Annotated in this window: 14 protein-coding genes and 1 pseudogene; all 15 read left to right on the forward strand. The window is 61.5% G+C overall.

The genetic code is table 11. The features are described from left to right. Position 1 precedes the first annotated feature (1 nt). A pseudogene (locus K5X80_RS09690) lies at positions 2–616 on the forward strand (NADH-quinone oxidoreductase subunit C); the annotation flags it as partial. A gap of 14 nt (positions 617–630) precedes the next feature. Then, the gene (locus K5X80_RS09695) at positions 631–1,845 is read left to right on the forward strand and encodes an NADH-quinone oxidoreductase subunit D (protein ID WP_283249144.1); all 1,215 of its coding nucleotides are present in this window, start codon (positions 631–633) and stop codon (positions 1,843–1,845) included. Then, the gene (locus K5X80_RS09700) at positions 1,842–2,024 is read left to right on the forward strand and encodes a hypothetical protein (protein WP_222557550.1); all 183 of its coding nucleotides are present in this window, start codon (positions 1,842–1,844) and stop codon (positions 2,022–2,024) included. The genes K5X80_RS09695 and K5X80_RS09700 overlap by 4 nt, the downstream gene beginning before the upstream one ends. 22 nt (positions 2,025–2,046) lie before the next feature. Next, positions 2,047–2,352: a nuclear transport factor 2 family protein gene (locus K5X80_RS09705; RefSeq protein ID WP_283249303.1), complete on the forward strand. Its 306-nt coding sequence runs from the start codon at positions 2,047–2,049 to the stop codon at positions 2,350–2,352. Further along, the gene (locus K5X80_RS09710; protein ID WP_222557552.1) at positions 2,352–3,020 is read left to right on the forward strand and encodes a complex I 24 kDa subunit family protein; all 669 of its coding nucleotides are present in this window, start codon (positions 2,352–2,354) and stop codon (positions 3,018–3,020) included. The genes K5X80_RS09705 and K5X80_RS09710 overlap by 1 nt, the downstream gene beginning before the upstream one ends. 3 nt (positions 3,021–3,023) lie before the next feature. Next, complete coding sequence (gene nuoF, locus K5X80_RS09715; protein WP_222557553.1) at positions 3,024–4,307, forward strand: NADH-quinone oxidoreductase subunit NuoF; 1,284 nt, start codon at positions 3,024–3,026, stop codon at positions 4,305–4,307. Further along, entirely contained in the window at positions 4,307–6,313 is a 2,007-nt protein-coding gene (gene nuoG, locus K5X80_RS09720; protein ID WP_222557554.1) for an NADH-quinone oxidoreductase subunit NuoG, read from the forward strand. Before nuoF ends, nuoG begins: the two co-directional genes overlap by 1 nt. Then, entirely contained in the window at positions 6,310–7,356 is a 1,047-nt protein-coding gene (gene nuoH / locus K5X80_RS09725; RefSeq protein ID WP_283249146.1) for an NADH-quinone oxidoreductase subunit NuoH, read from the forward strand. The genes nuoG and nuoH overlap by 4 nt, the downstream gene beginning before the upstream one ends. Continuing rightward, positions 7,353–7,838: an NADH-quinone oxidoreductase subunit NuoI gene (gene nuoI / locus K5X80_RS09730; RefSeq protein WP_021688862.1), complete on the forward strand. Its 486-nt coding sequence runs from the start codon at positions 7,353–7,355 to the stop codon at positions 7,836–7,838. The genes nuoH and nuoI overlap by 4 nt, the downstream gene beginning before the upstream one ends. Positions 7,839–7,853: 15 nt before the next feature. After that, positions 7,854–8,471, forward strand: a complete 618-nt coding sequence (locus K5X80_RS09735) for an NADH-quinone oxidoreductase subunit J (RefSeq protein ID WP_222557555.1) — start codon at positions 7,854–7,856, stop codon at positions 8,469–8,471. Further along, positions 8,468–8,773, forward strand: coding sequence for an NADH-quinone oxidoreductase subunit NuoK (nuoK, locus tag K5X80_RS09740; RefSeq protein WP_021688860.1), 306 nt, complete (start codon positions 8,468–8,470; stop codon positions 8,771–8,773). The genes K5X80_RS09735 and nuoK overlap by 4 nt, the downstream gene beginning before the upstream one ends. Positions 8,774–8,779: 6 nt before the next feature. Further along, positions 8,780–10,819: an NADH-quinone oxidoreductase subunit L gene (gene nuoL, locus K5X80_RS09745; protein WP_283249149.1), complete on the forward strand. Its 2,040-nt coding sequence runs from the start codon at positions 8,780–8,782 to the stop codon at positions 10,817–10,819. Positions 10,820–10,821: 2 nt separating this feature from the next. Further along, on the forward strand, positions 10,822–12,390 hold the full coding sequence (locus tag K5X80_RS09750; protein WP_222557556.1) for an NADH-quinone oxidoreductase subunit M: 1,569 nt from the start codon (positions 10,822–10,824) through the stop codon (positions 12,388–12,390). Continuing rightward, positions 12,390–13,853, forward strand: coding sequence for an NADH-quinone oxidoreductase subunit NuoN (nuoN, locus tag K5X80_RS09755; protein WP_222557557.1), 1,464 nt, complete (start codon positions 12,390–12,392; stop codon positions 13,851–13,853). Before K5X80_RS09750 ends, nuoN begins: the two co-directional genes overlap by 1 nt. 1 nt (position 13,854) lies before the next feature. After that, positions 13,855–14,571: a biotin--[acetyl-CoA-carboxylase] ligase gene (locus K5X80_RS09760; RefSeq protein WP_222557558.1), complete on the forward strand. Its 717-nt coding sequence runs from the start codon at positions 13,855–13,857 to the stop codon at positions 14,569–14,571.

The raw sequence follows: 14,571 nt of genomic DNA on the forward strand, positions 1-14,571 counted from the left end.
CATGGCACAGGTTCTGCACGCTGCCCCCCGGATCGCGCCGGTCGACGGACTGGCCGACGCGCTGACGAAAGCGCTGGGGGTCAATCTCCTCGCGCTCAAGCAAGAGCATTTCGAAACCGTGCTCACCGTCGAGCGCGACAGCATCGAAACGGTGCTGCGCCAGTTGCGGGACGAGTTCGAATATCAGCAGCTCATGGAAATCGCCGGGGTGGATTACCCCGCGCGGGCCGAGCGTTTCGAAGTCGTCTATATACTGCTGTCGGTGACGAAAAATCATCGGCTGCTGGTGAAAGTCCGCGCGGCGGAAACGACACCGGTGCCCACGGTCACGACGCTGTGGCCCAATGCTGGATGGCTCGAACGCGAAGTGTTCGACCTTTATGGCGTGGTCTTCGCTGGCAACACCGATCTGCGCCGGATTCTGACCGACTATGGGTTCGAAGGGCATCCGTTCCGCAAGGATTTCCCCCTCACCGGTTATGTGGAGCTACGCTACTCCGAAGAGGAAAAGCGTGTCGTCTATGAACCGGTCGAACTGCCGCAGGACCTGCGCCAATTCGATTTCATGAGCCCGTGGGAAGGGGCGCAATACGTCCTTCCGGGCGATGAAAAGGCCGAAGGAGAGGCGAAGTGAGCGGGCTGACTCTCGAGCAGTCGCCGACCACCGGCGATGAAGTCATCACCAATTACACGATCAACTTCGGCCCGCAGCATCCGGCCGCGCACGGCGTGTTGCGCATGGTCATGGAACTGGATGGCGAAACGATCGAACGGATCGATCCGCATGTCGGCCTGCTGCATCGCGGCACCGAAAAGCTGATCGAGCACAAGACCTATCTCCAGGCGTTGCCCTATTTCGACCGGCTCGATTATTGTTCGCCGCTCGCCATGGAGCACAGCTACGTTCTGGCGATCGAGAAGCTGCTCAATCTGGAAGTGCCGCTGCGCGCCCAGTATCTGCGTGTTCTGTTCGCGGAACTGACCCGCATCTGCAACCACATGATGAACATCGGTTCGCACATCATGGACGTGGGTGCGATGACGCCGAACCTGTGGCTGTTCGAAATCCGCGAAGACTGCCTCAATTTCTTCGAACGCGCATCGGGCGCGCGCATGCACAGTGCATGGTATCGGCCGGGCGGGGTGCATCAGGATGTTCCGCTCAAGCTGCTGACCGACATCGCCGACTGGCTCGACACGCGCCTGCCGGAACTGTTCGAAGATGCGATGAGCCTGTTCGTCGACAACCGCATTTTCAAGCAGCGCAACGTCGATATCGCCAAAGTGAGTAAGGAAGACGCGCTGGCATGGGGCTTTTCCGGCCCGATGATCCGCGCGGCGGGCATTCCCTGGGATATCCGCAAAAGCCAGCCTTACGATGTCTATGACCGGATGGATTTCGAAGTTCCGGTCGGCACCAATTCGGATTGCTATGACCGGATGATGGTGCGTGTGGAAGAAGTGCGCCAGTCGGCCCGCATCATGAAGCAGTGCCTGCAGCAGATGCCCGATGGCCCGATCGCATCGACCGACCGCAAGGTTTCGCCGCCCAAGCGTGGTGAAATGAAGCAGTCGATGGAAGCGCTGATCCATCACTTCAAGCTCTACACCGAAGGCTTCCACGTGCCGGCCGGCGAAGTCTATGTCGCCACGGAAAGCCCGAAAGGCGAATTTGGGGTCTATCTGGTCAGCGACGGTTCCAACAAGCCGTATCGCTGCAAGATTCGCCCGACGGCGTTCAGCCACCTTCAGGCGATGGATTTCATGAGCAAGGGCCACATGCTGCCCGATGCGACCGCCATTCTCGGCGCGATGGATATCGTGTTCGGGGAGTGTGACCGGTGATCCTTCGCGAAATTTTCATTCTGGTTCTGGTGTTCGCGGCTTTCGCTTCGGCGGTCGCCGCGTACCTTCTGGCCTTCCATGGCGCCTCGTCGGTGAAGGAAGTGGTTTCGACCGCTTTCGCCGGAACGATCGGTGTCTATGTCGGGCGTTTTATCGAGCGGAGACTGGCCCGTGGCTGATTACCTCGCCATCGCAGAGCAGATGATCGCGCACTACAATGCGCAGGATGCCGATGCATACGTCACGCTGATGACGGACGACGCCTGTGAAGGCGCCTATCGCGGCGCGGTGGCGCGTGAGGGCAAGGAAGGCGTGCGCTCGGGATTGAGGGCGATGTTCGCCGAGTTTCCCGAAAACCGCGCCGAAATCGTCGATCGCAAAGCGCTTGGCAATTATGTCGTGTTTCTTGAACGGGTGTGGCGCTCGAACGATGCCGAACCGTTCGATGTCATCGCGATCTACAGTTTCGAGGGCGACAAGTGCTCTCGTGTGGAGTTCGTTCGCTAATGGCTGACCGTTATCTCGAACCTGATACACCCGATCTGCGCGCGCGCTGGGGGCAGTTCGCCTGGAACGCGGAAAACGCGGAAAAGGCGAAGGAAATCATCGCCCGCTATCCCGAAGGGCGGCAGCGCTCGGCCGTGATGCCGCTGCTCGACCTTGCCCAGCGCCAGGTGGGTGCGGAAACGAACACGCAAGGCTGGCTGCCGATCCCGGTGATGGAATATGTCGCGTCCTATCTCGACATGCCGATCATTCGCGTGGTCGAAGTGGCGACATTCTACACCATGTACAACCTTGTGCCGGTCGGCCGCTATCATGTGCAGGTCTGCGGCACGACGCCGTGCATGCTGCGTGGCAGCGACGATATCCTCGCCACCTGCAAGGCGCGTGGGATGACGAAGGGCCATACCACGGCAGACGGCATGTGGACGCTGACCGAAGTCGAATGCATGGGCAACTGCGCTTCCGCGCCGATGGTCCAGATCAACGACGACAATTACGAAGATCTCACTGCCGAACGGATGGATGCGGTGCTCGATGCGCTGGCGCGGGGCGAAACGCCCAAGGCCGGTACGCAGGAACCCGGCCGCCATACGGTGGAGCCGGTGGGTGGGCCCACGACGCTGAAAGAAATGGTCAGTGCCAATCACGATTATCGGGGGGAGTGGTAAGCCATGCTCGCTGATAAGGATCGCATTTTCACCAATCTCTACGGCTATCAGCCGTGGAATCTCGCCGCTGCCCAGGCGCGGGGCGATTGGGACAACACCAAGGACATTCTCGCCAAGGGGCGGGATGCCATTATCGAGGAAATCAAGGCGTCCGGTCTGCGTGGCCGTGGCGGTGCGGGCTTCCCCACCGGGATGAAGTGGAGCTTCATGCCCAAGGAAAGCAAGGATGGCCGTCCCAGCTTCCTCGTCATCAATGCCGACGAATCCGAGCCGGGTTCGTGCAAGGACCGCGAAATCATCCGCCACGATCCGCACAAGCTGATCGAAGGCGCGCTGGTGGCCGGTTTCGCCATGGGCGCGCGTGCGGCCTACATCTACATTCGCGGCGAATATATCCGCGAGGCGGAAACGTTGTTTGCGGCAGTGCGCGAAGCGTATGACGCGGGCCTGATCGGCAAGAACGCGTCGGGTTCGGGCTACGATTTCGATGTCTTCGTCCATCGCGGCGCGGGCGCTTACATCTGCGGTGAAGAAACCGCGATGATCGAAAGCATCGAAGGCAAGAAGGGGCAGCCCCGTCTCAAGCCGCCGTTCCCGGCGGGCGCGGGCCTCTACGGCTGCCCGACCACGGTCAACAACGTGGAATCGATTGCCGTTGCCCCCACGATCATGCGGCGCGGCGCGGCATGGTTTGCCGGCTTCGGGCGGGAAAACAACAAGGGCACGAAGCTGTTCCAGATTTCGGGCCATGTTGAAAAACCGTGCGTGGTCGAAGAAGCGATGTCGATCCCGTTCCGCGAACTGATCGAAAAGCACTGCGGCGGCATTCGTGGCGGATGGGACAATCTGCTGGCGGTGATCCCCGGTGGCTCGTCGGTTCCGCTGGTGCCGGCGGCAGAGATCATGGACGCGCCGATGGATTTCGACGGGCTGAAGGAAGTCGGTTCGGGCCTCGGCACGGCGGCTGTCATCGTGATGGACAAGTCGACCGATATCGTCCGTGCGATCAGTCGCATCAGCTACTTCTACAAGCATGAAAGCTGCGGCCAGTGCACGCCGTGCCGCGAAGGCACGGGCTGGATGTGGCGGGTGATGGAACGGCTGCGCACCGGTGATGCCGCGGTCGAGGAAATCGACATGCTGCAACAGGTGACCAAGCAGGTGGAAGGCCACACGATCTGCGCGCTGGGCGATGCCGCGGCGTGGCCGATCCAGGGCCTGATCCGCCACTTCCGCCCCGAACTTGAACGCCGGATCGCCGAAAACGTGCGGGAGGCCACCGAATAATGCCTAAAGTTACCGTAGATGGTCAGGAAATCGAGGTTCCTGCAGGCGCGACCGTCCTGCAGGCCTGCGAAGCCGCGGGCAAGGAAATCCCCCGTTTCTGCTACCACGAACGCTTGTCGATTGCCGGCAATTGCCGGATGTGTCTGGTCGAAGTGAAGCCCGGACCGCCCAAGCCGCAGGCAAGCTGCGCGCTGCCCGCCGCCGATGGCCAGGAAATCCGCACGGATTCCGAAATGGTCAAGAAGGCGCGGGAAGGGGTGATGGAATTCCTGCTTATCAACCACCCGCTCGATTGCCCGATCTGCGATCAGGGCGGCGAATGCGATTTGCAGGACCAGTCGGTTGCCTATGGCCGCGGTGCTTCGCGCTATGACGAGAACAAGCGCGCCGTCACCGAAAAGAATATGGGGCCGCTCATCAAGACGACGATGACGCGCTGCATCCATTGCACGCGCTGCGTTCGTTTCTCGGAAGAGATCGCGGGCGTGGATGAAATCGGCGCGCTCTATCGCGGCGAAAACATGCAGATCACGACTTATCTGGAGCAGGCGGCCAAGCATGAGCTGTCGGCCAATGTGATCGATCTGTGCCCGGTCGGTGCGCTCACCAGCGCGCCTTACGCTTTCGAAGCGCGGCCTTGGGAACTGAAGAAGACGCTGTCGATCGACGTGTCGGATGCTGTCGGGTCGAACATTCGCCTCGACAGCCGGGGCCGCGAAGTCATGCGTATCCTGCCGCGCATCAACGATGACGTGAACGAGGAATGGTTGAGCGACAAGGGTCGCTATCAGGTCGATGGCCTGACCCGCCGCCGCCTCGACAAGGTGTGGGTGCGCAACGGCTCCGGCAAGCTGGAGCAGGCAAGCTGGAACGATGCCTTCCAGGCCATCGCGGCCGCGCAGCCGGGCAAGAACATCGCGGCGATTGCCGGCGATCTGGTCGATTGCGAAACCATGTTCGCGGCGCAGAAGCTGCTTGGCGCGCTGGGTTCGGATCTGCTCGAAGGCCGGCAGACGGGCCTCGATTACGATGTCTCGAACCTTGCGGCGGTGAATTTCAACTCCACTTTCGCCGGGATCGAAACCGCTGATGCGATCCTGATCGTCGGCAGTCAGGTCCGCTGGGAAGCGCCGCTGGTCAACGTACGCCTGCGCAAGGCGGTCAAACGTGGCGCCAAGGTGTTCATCGTCGGGCCTGAATGGGAAACGACCTATCCGGCGCAGTTCCTCGGCAACGATTTGGCGGTTCTCGGCAAGCTGCCTGCGGATGTCGCCGAAGCGTTCGAAAAGGCTGAACGGCCTGCCATCGTTCTGGGTGGCGCGGGTCTCGGCAAGGGGGCTCTCGGTCCGCTGCTCGCGCTGGCTGGGAAGTATAATCTGGTCCGCGATGGCTGGAACGGCTTCAACGTCCTGCACATGGCGGCATCGCGCATGGGCGGGCTGATGCTCGGCTATGCGCAGAAGGGCGGGATCAAGGATATCGTTGCCGCGCAGCCGAAAGTCGTGCTCGCGCTGGGTGCCGACGAGGTGGATTTCTCCACCTTCGCCGGTTCGCTCAAGGTCTATATCGGCCATCATGGCGACAAGGGCGCCCATGCGGCGGATATCATCCTGCCCGCCGCAGCCTACACCGAAAAGACCGGCACGTACGTCAACACCGAAGGCCGCGTGCAATATGCGGAAAAGGCGGTCTTCGCGCCGGGCGATGCCCGCGAGGACTGGACGATCCTGCGCGCGCTGGCCGATGCGCTGGGCGTTTCGGTCGGGTTCGACAGCTTCGCGCAATTGCAGGCTGCGATGATCGCCGAAGTTCCCGCGCTGGGCGAGGAAGGGCTGGCCGATTACGGCTCGCTTCCGGCCGGTGGCGGCGAGGCTTCGGGTACGATTGACGCCTATCCGATCAAGGATTTCTACATGACCAACCCGATCGCGCGCGCCAGCGCGACGATGCAGCAATGTTCTGCCGAACTGCTGCATGGTGAGCAATTGCCGGAGGCTGCGGAATGACCGCTTTCTTCCAGAACCTCGGCATGTCCTACGAATGGGCGTGGTTCGTTGCCACGATCTGCGGGATCTTGCTGATCGCCCTGCCGGTGATGCTGGCCGTGGCCATGGTCATCTACGCGGATCGCAAGATCTGGGCGGCGATGGCGCTGCGCCGTGGCCCGAACGTGGTCGGCCCGTGGGGTCTGCTGCAATCCTTTGCGGATGGCCTGAAAGTCTTCCTCCAGGAAACCATCGTCCCGAGCGCCGCGAACAAGGGCCTGTTCGTGCTCGCGCCGATCGTGACGTTCACCGTGGCCCTGCTGGCCTGGGCGGTGATCCCGTTCAATTCGGGCGCGATCCTGGCCGATATCAACGTCGGCCTGCTTTACATTCTCGCGGTCAGCTCGCTGGGTGTTTACGGCGTGATCATGGCCGGTTGGTCGTCGAACTCGAAGTATCCGTTCTTCTCCGCGATGCGTGCCTCGGCGCAGATGATTTCCTACGAAGTCTCCATCGGGTTCATCCTGATCTGCGTGGTGCTGTGGGCGGGGACGTTCAATCTGAACGATATCGTCAAGCTGCAGCAGGGCCACGTGCTCGGCTTCTTCAACGGCTATGCGTTCAATCCGCTGCTGTTCCCGGCCTGGGTGCTGTTCCTGATTTCGAGCATGGCCGAAACGGCGCGTACGCCGTTCGACCTGACCGAGGCGGAATCCGAACTGGTCGCCGGGTATCAGACCGAATATTCGTCGATGGCGTTCGCGCTCTACTGGCTGGGCGAATATGCCAACGTCCTGCTGATGTGCGCGCTCAACGCGACGCTGTTCTTCGGGGGCTGGCTGCCGCCGGTCGACTGGGCGCCGCTCTATTATGTTCCGGGCATCGTCTGGCTGCTGTTGAAGACGTTCTTCTTCTTCTTCGTGTTCAGCTGGGTGAAAGCCACTGTCCCGCGGTTCCGCTATGACCAGCTCATGCGCCTGGGTTGGAAAGTCTTCCTGCCGCTGAGCCTGTTTTTCGTGGTGGTTATTTCTGGTTATCTGATGCTTACGAGGTACGCGGCATGAGCGTTGCCCAGCTCATCAAATCGTTCACGCTTTGGGAGTTTCTCAAAGCTCATGCCCTGACGCTGAAGTATTTCTTCAAGCCCAAGGCGACGATCAACTATCCGTTCGAGAAGAACCCGCTTTCCCCGCGCTTTCGCGGCGAACATGCGCTGCGCCGTTATCCCAACGGCGAAGAGCGCTGCATCGCCTGCAAACTGTGCGAAGCGGTCTGCCCGGCACAGGCCATCACTATCGAGGCCGAGCCGCGCGAGGACGGTTCGCGGCGCACCACGCGCTACGATATCGACATGACCAAGTGCATCTATTGCGGCTTCTGCCAGGAAGCCTGCCCGGTGGATGCGATCGTCGAAGGGCCGAATTTCGAATATGCGACGGAAACGCGCGAAGAACTGCTTTACGACAAGGCTAAACTGCTGGCGAACGGGGACAAGTGGGAGCGGGCTATCGCCGCGAACCTTGAAGCCGATGCGCCCTATCGCTAGGGGGCTCGCGTTTCCATGATCCATGCAATCGCCTTTTATATTTTCGCTACGCTGGTGGTCGCTTCGGCGGCGCTGGTGATTATGGCGCGCAATCCGGTGCATTCGGTGCTCTGGCTGATCGTCGCTTTCTTCAACGCGGCCGGCTTGATGGTGCTGGTCGGCGCCGAGTTCATCGCCATGCTGCTGGTGATCGTTTACGTCGGCGCGGTCGCGGTGCTGTTCCTGTTCGTGGTGATGATGCTCGACATCGATTTCGCCGAACTGCGCGCCGGGTTCGTCCGCAATTTCCCGCTGGGTATCGCCATCGCGGTGATCCTGCTGGCCGAAATGGTGCTGGGCATCGGCGCCTATCGCGCCGGGGCGCTGGAACTGGGCACGCCCGACGGGCTGGCCGCGCCGCTGGTGGGTGAAAGCAATATCGAAAGCATCGGGGCGCTGCTTTACAGCCGCTACCTGTTCCTGTTCGAAAGCGCGGGCGTGATCCTGCTGGTGGCGATGATCGGCGCGATCGTGCTGACCCATCGCGAACGCACCGGCACGCGGACGCAGAACATCAGCAAGCAGAACAGCCGTCGCCCGGAAGACGCGACGATCAACATGAAACCCGAAGTCGGCAAGGGGGTGCAACTGTGATCGGCATCGAACATTATGTCGTCGTCAGTTCGATCCTGTTCGTGCTCGGCGTGCTCGGCATTTTCCTCAACCGCAAGAATGTGATCGTGATCCTGATGGCGATCGAACTCATCCTGCTGGCGGTGAATATCAACTTGGTGGCTTTCAGCGCTTTCCTCGGCGATCTGGTGGGTCAGGTCTTCGCCATGTTCGTGCTGACGGTTGCCGCTGGCGAGGCCGCAATCGGCCTGGCGATCCTGGTTATCTACTTCCGTGGCCGCGGCACCATCGCGGTTGACGATGTCAATCGGATGAAGGGGTAAAACAACGTGTCCTCCATCCTGATCATCGTTTTCGGGCCCTTGCTTGCGTCCATCATCGCCGGTCTCGGCAATCGGGCGATCGGCAACGTTCCGGCCAAGATCATCACCACCGGTGCGCTGTTCCTGTCGTGTGCTTTGTCCTGGCCGATTTTCCTGTCGTTCGTGGCGGGTTCCGCGCAGGCGAGCGTTGTGCCGGTGCTGCACTGGGTGCAGTCGGGCACGCTGACGTTCGACTGGGCGCTGCGCGTCGACACGCTGACCGCGATCATGCTGGTGGTCATCACCAGCGTTTCGGCACTCGTCCACCTCTATAGCTGGGGGTATATGGACGAAGACCCGGATCAGCCGCGCTTCTTCGCTTATCTCTCGCTGTTCACGTTTGCCATGCTGATGCTGGTGACGGCCGACAATCTGGTGCAGATGTTCTTCGGTTGGGAAGGGGTGGGCCTGGCCTCGTACCTCCTGATCGGTTTCTGGTTCAAGAAACCCACCGCTTGTGCGGCGGCGATCAAGGCCTTCGTGGTCAACCGTGTCGGCGATCTCGGCTTCATGCTGGGTATTTTCGGGACCTATCTCGTCTTCCAGACGACCTCGATCCCCGAAATCCTCGAAGCCGCGCCGGGCATGGCCGGTTCAACTATCGGTTTCTTCGGTTTCCGCGTGGATACGATGACGCTGCTGTGCTTGCTGCTGTTCATCGGCGCGATGGGCAAGTCGGCGCAGCTCGGTCTGCACACCTGGCTTCCCGACGCCATGGAAGGCCCGACCCCGGTTTCGGCGCTGATTCATGCCGCCACCATGGTGACGGCGGGCGTGTTCATGGTCTGCCGCCTCTCGCCGATGTTTGAGACGAGCGATGTCGCGATGATGGTGGTCACGATCGTTGGCGCGGCCACGTGCTTCTTCGCGGCGACTGTCGGCACGACCCAGTGGGATATCAAGCGGGTCATCGCCTATTCGACCTGTTCGCAGCTGGGCTACATGTTCTTCGCTGCGGGCGTCGGGGCTTATGGCCCGGCGATGTTCCACCTGTTCACGCACGCGTTTTTCAAGGCGCTGCTGTTCCTCGGCGCCGGTTCGGTGATCCACGCGATGCATCACGAACAGGACATGCGCTATTACGGCGGCCTGCGTAAGCACATCCCGCTGACCTTCTGGGCGATGATGGCCGGTACGCTGGCGATCACCGGCGTGGGTGTGCTGGGCGTGTTCGGCTTCGCCGGCTTCTATTCGAAGGATGCGATTCTCGAAGCGGCCTTCGCCAGCGGTTCGCAGCATGGCCAGGTGGCTTTCTTCGTCGGTATCTTCGCCGCCCTGCTGACCAGCTTCTACAGCTGGCGCCTGATGTTCCTCACGTTCTGGGGCAAACCCCGTTGGGAACAGTCGGAGCATATCCAGCATGCGGTGCATGATGCGCACGGCCATGGCGATCACGCCCATCATGGGCACGATGACCATGCGCACGCCCACCATGGCGCAAGCGACGGCACGGCGGGCTATCATCCGCATGAAAGCCCGTGGGTCATGCTGGCGCCGCTGGTGGTGCTGTCGATCGGTGCGATTTTCGCCGGTTTCGTGTTCCATCACGCTTTCATCGAAAGCGAAGGGTTCTGGAACGGCGCGATCTTTTATGACGGACATCTGATGCATGCGATGCATGAAGTTCCGCTGTGGGTGAAGCTTGCCCCGGCGGCGGTCATGCTGATCGGCCTGTTCCTCGCCTGGAATTCCTATATCCGGAATACGGCGATCCCCGCGGCATTCGTTGCCCAGTTCCGCCAGCTTCACGCTTTCCTCTACAACAAGTGGTATTTCGACGAGCTCTATAATGTCCTGTTCGTCCGTCCCGCCTTCTGGCTCGGTCGGGTGTTCTGGAAGCAGGGCGACATCGGCATCATCGACCGGTTCGGTCCCAACGGCGCTGCCTGGGCAGTCGCACAAGGCACCCGGATCGCGCAGAAGGTGCAGTCGGGTTATCTCTACAGCTATGCGCTGGTCATGCTGCTCGGTCTCGTGGCAGCTATCAGCTGGGTGATGGTACGCTGATTATGGCCGGTTTCCCCATCCTTTCCGTAATGCTCCTCGTTCCGCTGGTTGCGGGGATCATCTGCCTTTTCCTCGACGCGAAAGCGGCGCGCGTGCTGGCTCTGCTGGCAACGCTGGTCGATCTCGCGCTCGGGATCGTGTTGTGGGCCAATTTCGATATCGGCGGCGCGCAGTGGCAATTCGTCGAACGGGTTCCGCTGTTCGCGGGCTTCAACTGGGCGCTGGGCATCGATGGCATCGCCCTGATGCTGATCATGCTTTCGGTCTTCCTCATGCCGATCTGTATCGGCGCGAGCTGGAAATCGGTCGAGAAACGCGTCGGCGAATACATGGCCGCCTTCCTGCTGATGGAAGTGCTGATGATCGGCGTGTTCACCGCGCAGGATCTGTTCCTGTTCTACATCATGTTCGAAGCGGGCCTCATTCCGATGTATCTCATCATCGGGATCTGGGGCGGGCAGGACCGGATCTACGCCAGCTACAAGTTCTTCCTCTACACCTTGCTCGGCTCGGTGCTGATGCTGATCGCGATGCTGTGGATGGCGCACGAAGCGGGTACGACCGATATCCCGACGCTGATGGCCTACGATTTCTCGCCGCAGGCGCAGACCTGGCTATGGCTTGCGTTCTTCGCCAGCTTCGCGGTGAAAATGCCGATGTGGCCGGTCCATACCTGGCTTCCCGACGCGCACGTGCAGGCGCCGACCGCAGGCTCGGTCATTCTGGCGGGTGTGTTGCTGAAGATGGGCGGTTACGGCTTCATTCGCTTCTCCCTGCCGATGTTCCCCGAAGCGTCGAGCCAGTTTGCATGGCTGATCTTCGTGCTGTCGATGGTGGCGGTGGTCTACACCTCGCTGGTGGCTCTGGTGCAGAGCGACATGAAGAAGCTCATCGCCTATTCGTCCGTGGCGCACATGGCGATCGTGACGATCGGCCTGTTCTCGTTCAACGTGCAGGGGCTCGAAGGCGCGATGGTGGTGATGTTGAGCCACGGTCTCGTGTCGGGCGCGCTGTTCCTTTGCGTCGGGGTGATCTACGACCGGCTGCACACGCGTGAGATCAACCGTTACGGCGGTCTGGCAATCAACATGCCGAAGTATGCGCTGTTCTTCATGCTGTTCACCATGGCTTCGATCGGCCTGCCGGGGACGAGCGGCTTTGTCGGAGAATTCCTCAGCCTGGCCGGTATCTATCAGGTGTCGACCGTGACGGCCGCCGTCTGCACCACCGGCATCATTCTGGGCGCAGCCTACATGCTGTATCTCTATCGCCGGGTCATATTCGGTGAACAGAAGAACGCCGATGCCGCGGCCATGCCGGATATCGATGCCCGCGAATGGGTGATGCTCGGTTCGATCGCCGCCGTGGTGCTGTGGATGGGCGTCTATCCCGAAAGCTTCCTGGCGCCGATGCGGGCGGATATCGCCGCGCTGGATGCCCGCGTTTCGCGCGCGGAGCCGCAGAGCGATTCCCGCTTCAAGCTGGGCACGCCCAAGCCCGCGGATCATGCCGATCATTCCAACCATGCGGCTGCCGCCGCACCTGCCGCGCCTGAAGGGGGAGCGCACTGATGGATTTCGCCGCTTCACTGAAGCTCGTCGCGCCGGAAATCGTTCTGAGCGTTACGGGGCTCGTGCTCCTGCTGGCTTCGGCCTGGATCGGCGACAAGGCCAGCCGGGCGATCAGCCTGGTTGCAGTGGCGTCGCTGGCGGTTTGCGCCTTCCTTGTGGCGCCGTTGCTGTGCGGCGGTGCGATGGGGCCGGATACGGTCGTGTTCGACGGCCAAATGCGGGTCGATGCCTTTGCTGCTTTCGCCAAGCTGCTGATCTATGCTTCGGCCGGTGTCGCGCTGCTTATCGCCCCCGCTTATTTCGAACGTTTGCAGGCCATGCGCGCCGAATATTCGGTGCTGGTGCTCTTTGCCGTCGCGGGCATGGGGATCATGGTTTCGGCCACCGATCTGCTCGCGCTGTATATCGGTCTCGAACTCAACAGCCTTGCCGCTTACGTTCTGGCGGCTTTCCTGCGGAACGATAACCGTTCGGCGGAAGCGGGCCTCAAGTACTTCGTGCTGGGCGCGCTGGCTTCGGGCATCCTGCTGTTCGGTATGAGCCTGACTTACGGCTTCACTGGCACCACCAGCTTCGAAGGCATTCGCGCGGCTCTGTCGGGCGAGCTTTCGATGGGGGCGCTGTTCGGGATCATTTTCGTTCTCGCCGGCCTTGCATTCAAGATTTCCGCGGTGCCGTTCCACATGTGGACGCCGGACGTCTATGAAGGCGCACCGACCCCGGTGACGACTTTCTTCGCCACCGCGCCGAAAGTCGCGGCGCTGGCGCTGACGATGCGCGTTGCGCTCGAAGCCTTCGGTATGCAAACGGGGGCCTGGCAGCAGATCGTGATCTTTGCCGCGCTGGCATCGATCATCGTCGGGGCGCTGGGTGCGATCGGGCAGACCAATATCAAGCGTCTTCTCGCCTATTCGTCGATCAACAACGTCGGCTTCCTGCTGATCGGCCTTGCGGCGGCAACGCCCAAGGGCGCATCTGCGATGCTGGTCTATATGATCATCTACGTGGCGATGACGGTTGGCGGCTTCGTTGCCGTGGCGATGTTCAAGGACGCCAACGGCGAACAGCGGGAAACCCTGGCCGATATGGCTGGCTTGTCGCACACTCGGCCCGGGTTGGCGTTGTGCTTTGCCACGGTGATGTTCAGCCTTGCCGGTATTCCGCCGCTGTTCGGCTTCTGGGGCAAGTTCGTCGTGTTCCAGGCCGCCGTCGATGCGGGGCTGATCCTGTTGGCGGTCATCGGTATCGCTGCCTCGGTCATCTCGGCCTTCTACTACATCAAGGTGGTGAAGGTGATGTACTTCGATGAACCGGCGGAAACGATCCAGGGCAAGAGCGATTGGGTCCACTGGGCTCTGCTCGCGATTGCTGCGCTGTTCGTTTCGCCGCTGGGCTATCTGCTGACCAAATGCCTCGGCACTCTGGCAGATAAGGCTGCCGCTGCACTGTTCTTCGCGGCCTGATTTGGGCGCGCAGATCGAGATTCTGCCGGAAACGGGTTCCACCAACGGCGATCTCGCTGCGCGTCTGCATTCCGGCGAACGCCTCGCCGAAGGTTTTTGGCTGATTGCTGACCGGCAATCGGCGGGCCGCGGGCGGCAAGGCCGGGAATGGTTTGACGGCTCGGGCAATTTCATGGGCTCCACTGCCGTCCATGTGGGCGAAGGGGACCCACCTGCGCCAAGTCTGGCATTCGTGGCTGGAATCGCGGTGTGGGAAGCGGTGTCCCACCGCATTCCTGATCCCTCGCGCCTCGTTCTGAAATGGCCTAACGATCTGATGCTCGACGGGGCCAAGCTGGCGGGTATCCTGCTGGAAGGTGTGGGCGATGCGGTCGTGGTCGGGATCGGGGTGAATCTGGCGCGCGCGCCGGAATTGCCCGACCGGCGGACTATGGCCCTTTCCGCTCTGGGCCCCGCACCGGATCGAGACGGATTTGCGGCCACGCTCTCCACTATCTTCGCGGAAGCATGTGCGCGTTGGCGGCAATATGGCCTTGAACCGACGCTGTCGCGCTGGCAGTCAGTGGCTCACCCCGTGGGAACGCCGCTGACAGTGCATGAACCGGGGGCGGAACCGGTGCAGGGCGCTTATGCCGGGCTGGCTCCCGACGGGGCACTGCGCTTGCGCTTGCCAGACGGGGCGATCCGTGTCGTTCACGCTGGCGATGTTTTTGCCTGA

Source organism: Caenibius sp. WL, assembly GCF_019803445.1.
Lineage (GTDB): Bacteria > Pseudomonadota > Alphaproteobacteria > Sphingomonadales > Sphingomonadaceae > Caenibius.

Bases quoted from the DNA above. Each gene is read 5' to 3' on its own strand.
- nuoN (WP_222557557.1), top strand. From the start codon at position 12,390: ATGGATTTCGCCGCTTCACTGAAGCTCGTCGCGCCGGAAATCGTTCTG.
- nuoI (WP_021688862.1), top strand. From the start codon at position 7,353: ATGAGCGTTGCCCAGCTCATCAAATCGTTCACGCTTTGGGAGTTTCTC.
- K5X80_RS09735 (WP_222557555.1), top strand. From the start codon at position 7,854: ATGATCCATGCAATCGCCTTTTATATTTTCGCTACGCTGGTGGTCGCT.
- K5X80_RS09705 (WP_283249303.1), top strand. From the start codon at position 2,047: ATGATCGCGCACTACAATGCGCAGGATGCCGATGCATACGTCACGCTG.
- nuoF (WP_222557553.1), top strand. From the start codon at position 3,024: ATGCTCGCTGATAAGGATCGCATTTTCACCAATCTCTACGGCTATCAG.
- K5X80_RS09750 (WP_222557556.1), top strand. From the start codon at position 10,822: ATGGCCGGTTTCCCCATCCTTTCCGTAATGCTCCTCGTTCCGCTGGTT.
- K5X80_RS09710 (WP_222557552.1), top strand. From the start codon at position 2,352: ATGGCTGACCGTTATCTCGAACCTGATACACCCGATCTGCGCGCGCGC.
- nuoG (WP_222557554.1), top strand. From the start codon at position 4,307: ATGCCTAAAGTTACCGTAGATGGTCAGGAAATCGAGGTTCCTGCAGGC.
- nuoH (WP_283249146.1), top strand. From the start codon at position 6,310: ATGACCGCTTTCTTCCAGAACCTCGGCATGTCCTACGAATGGGCGTGG.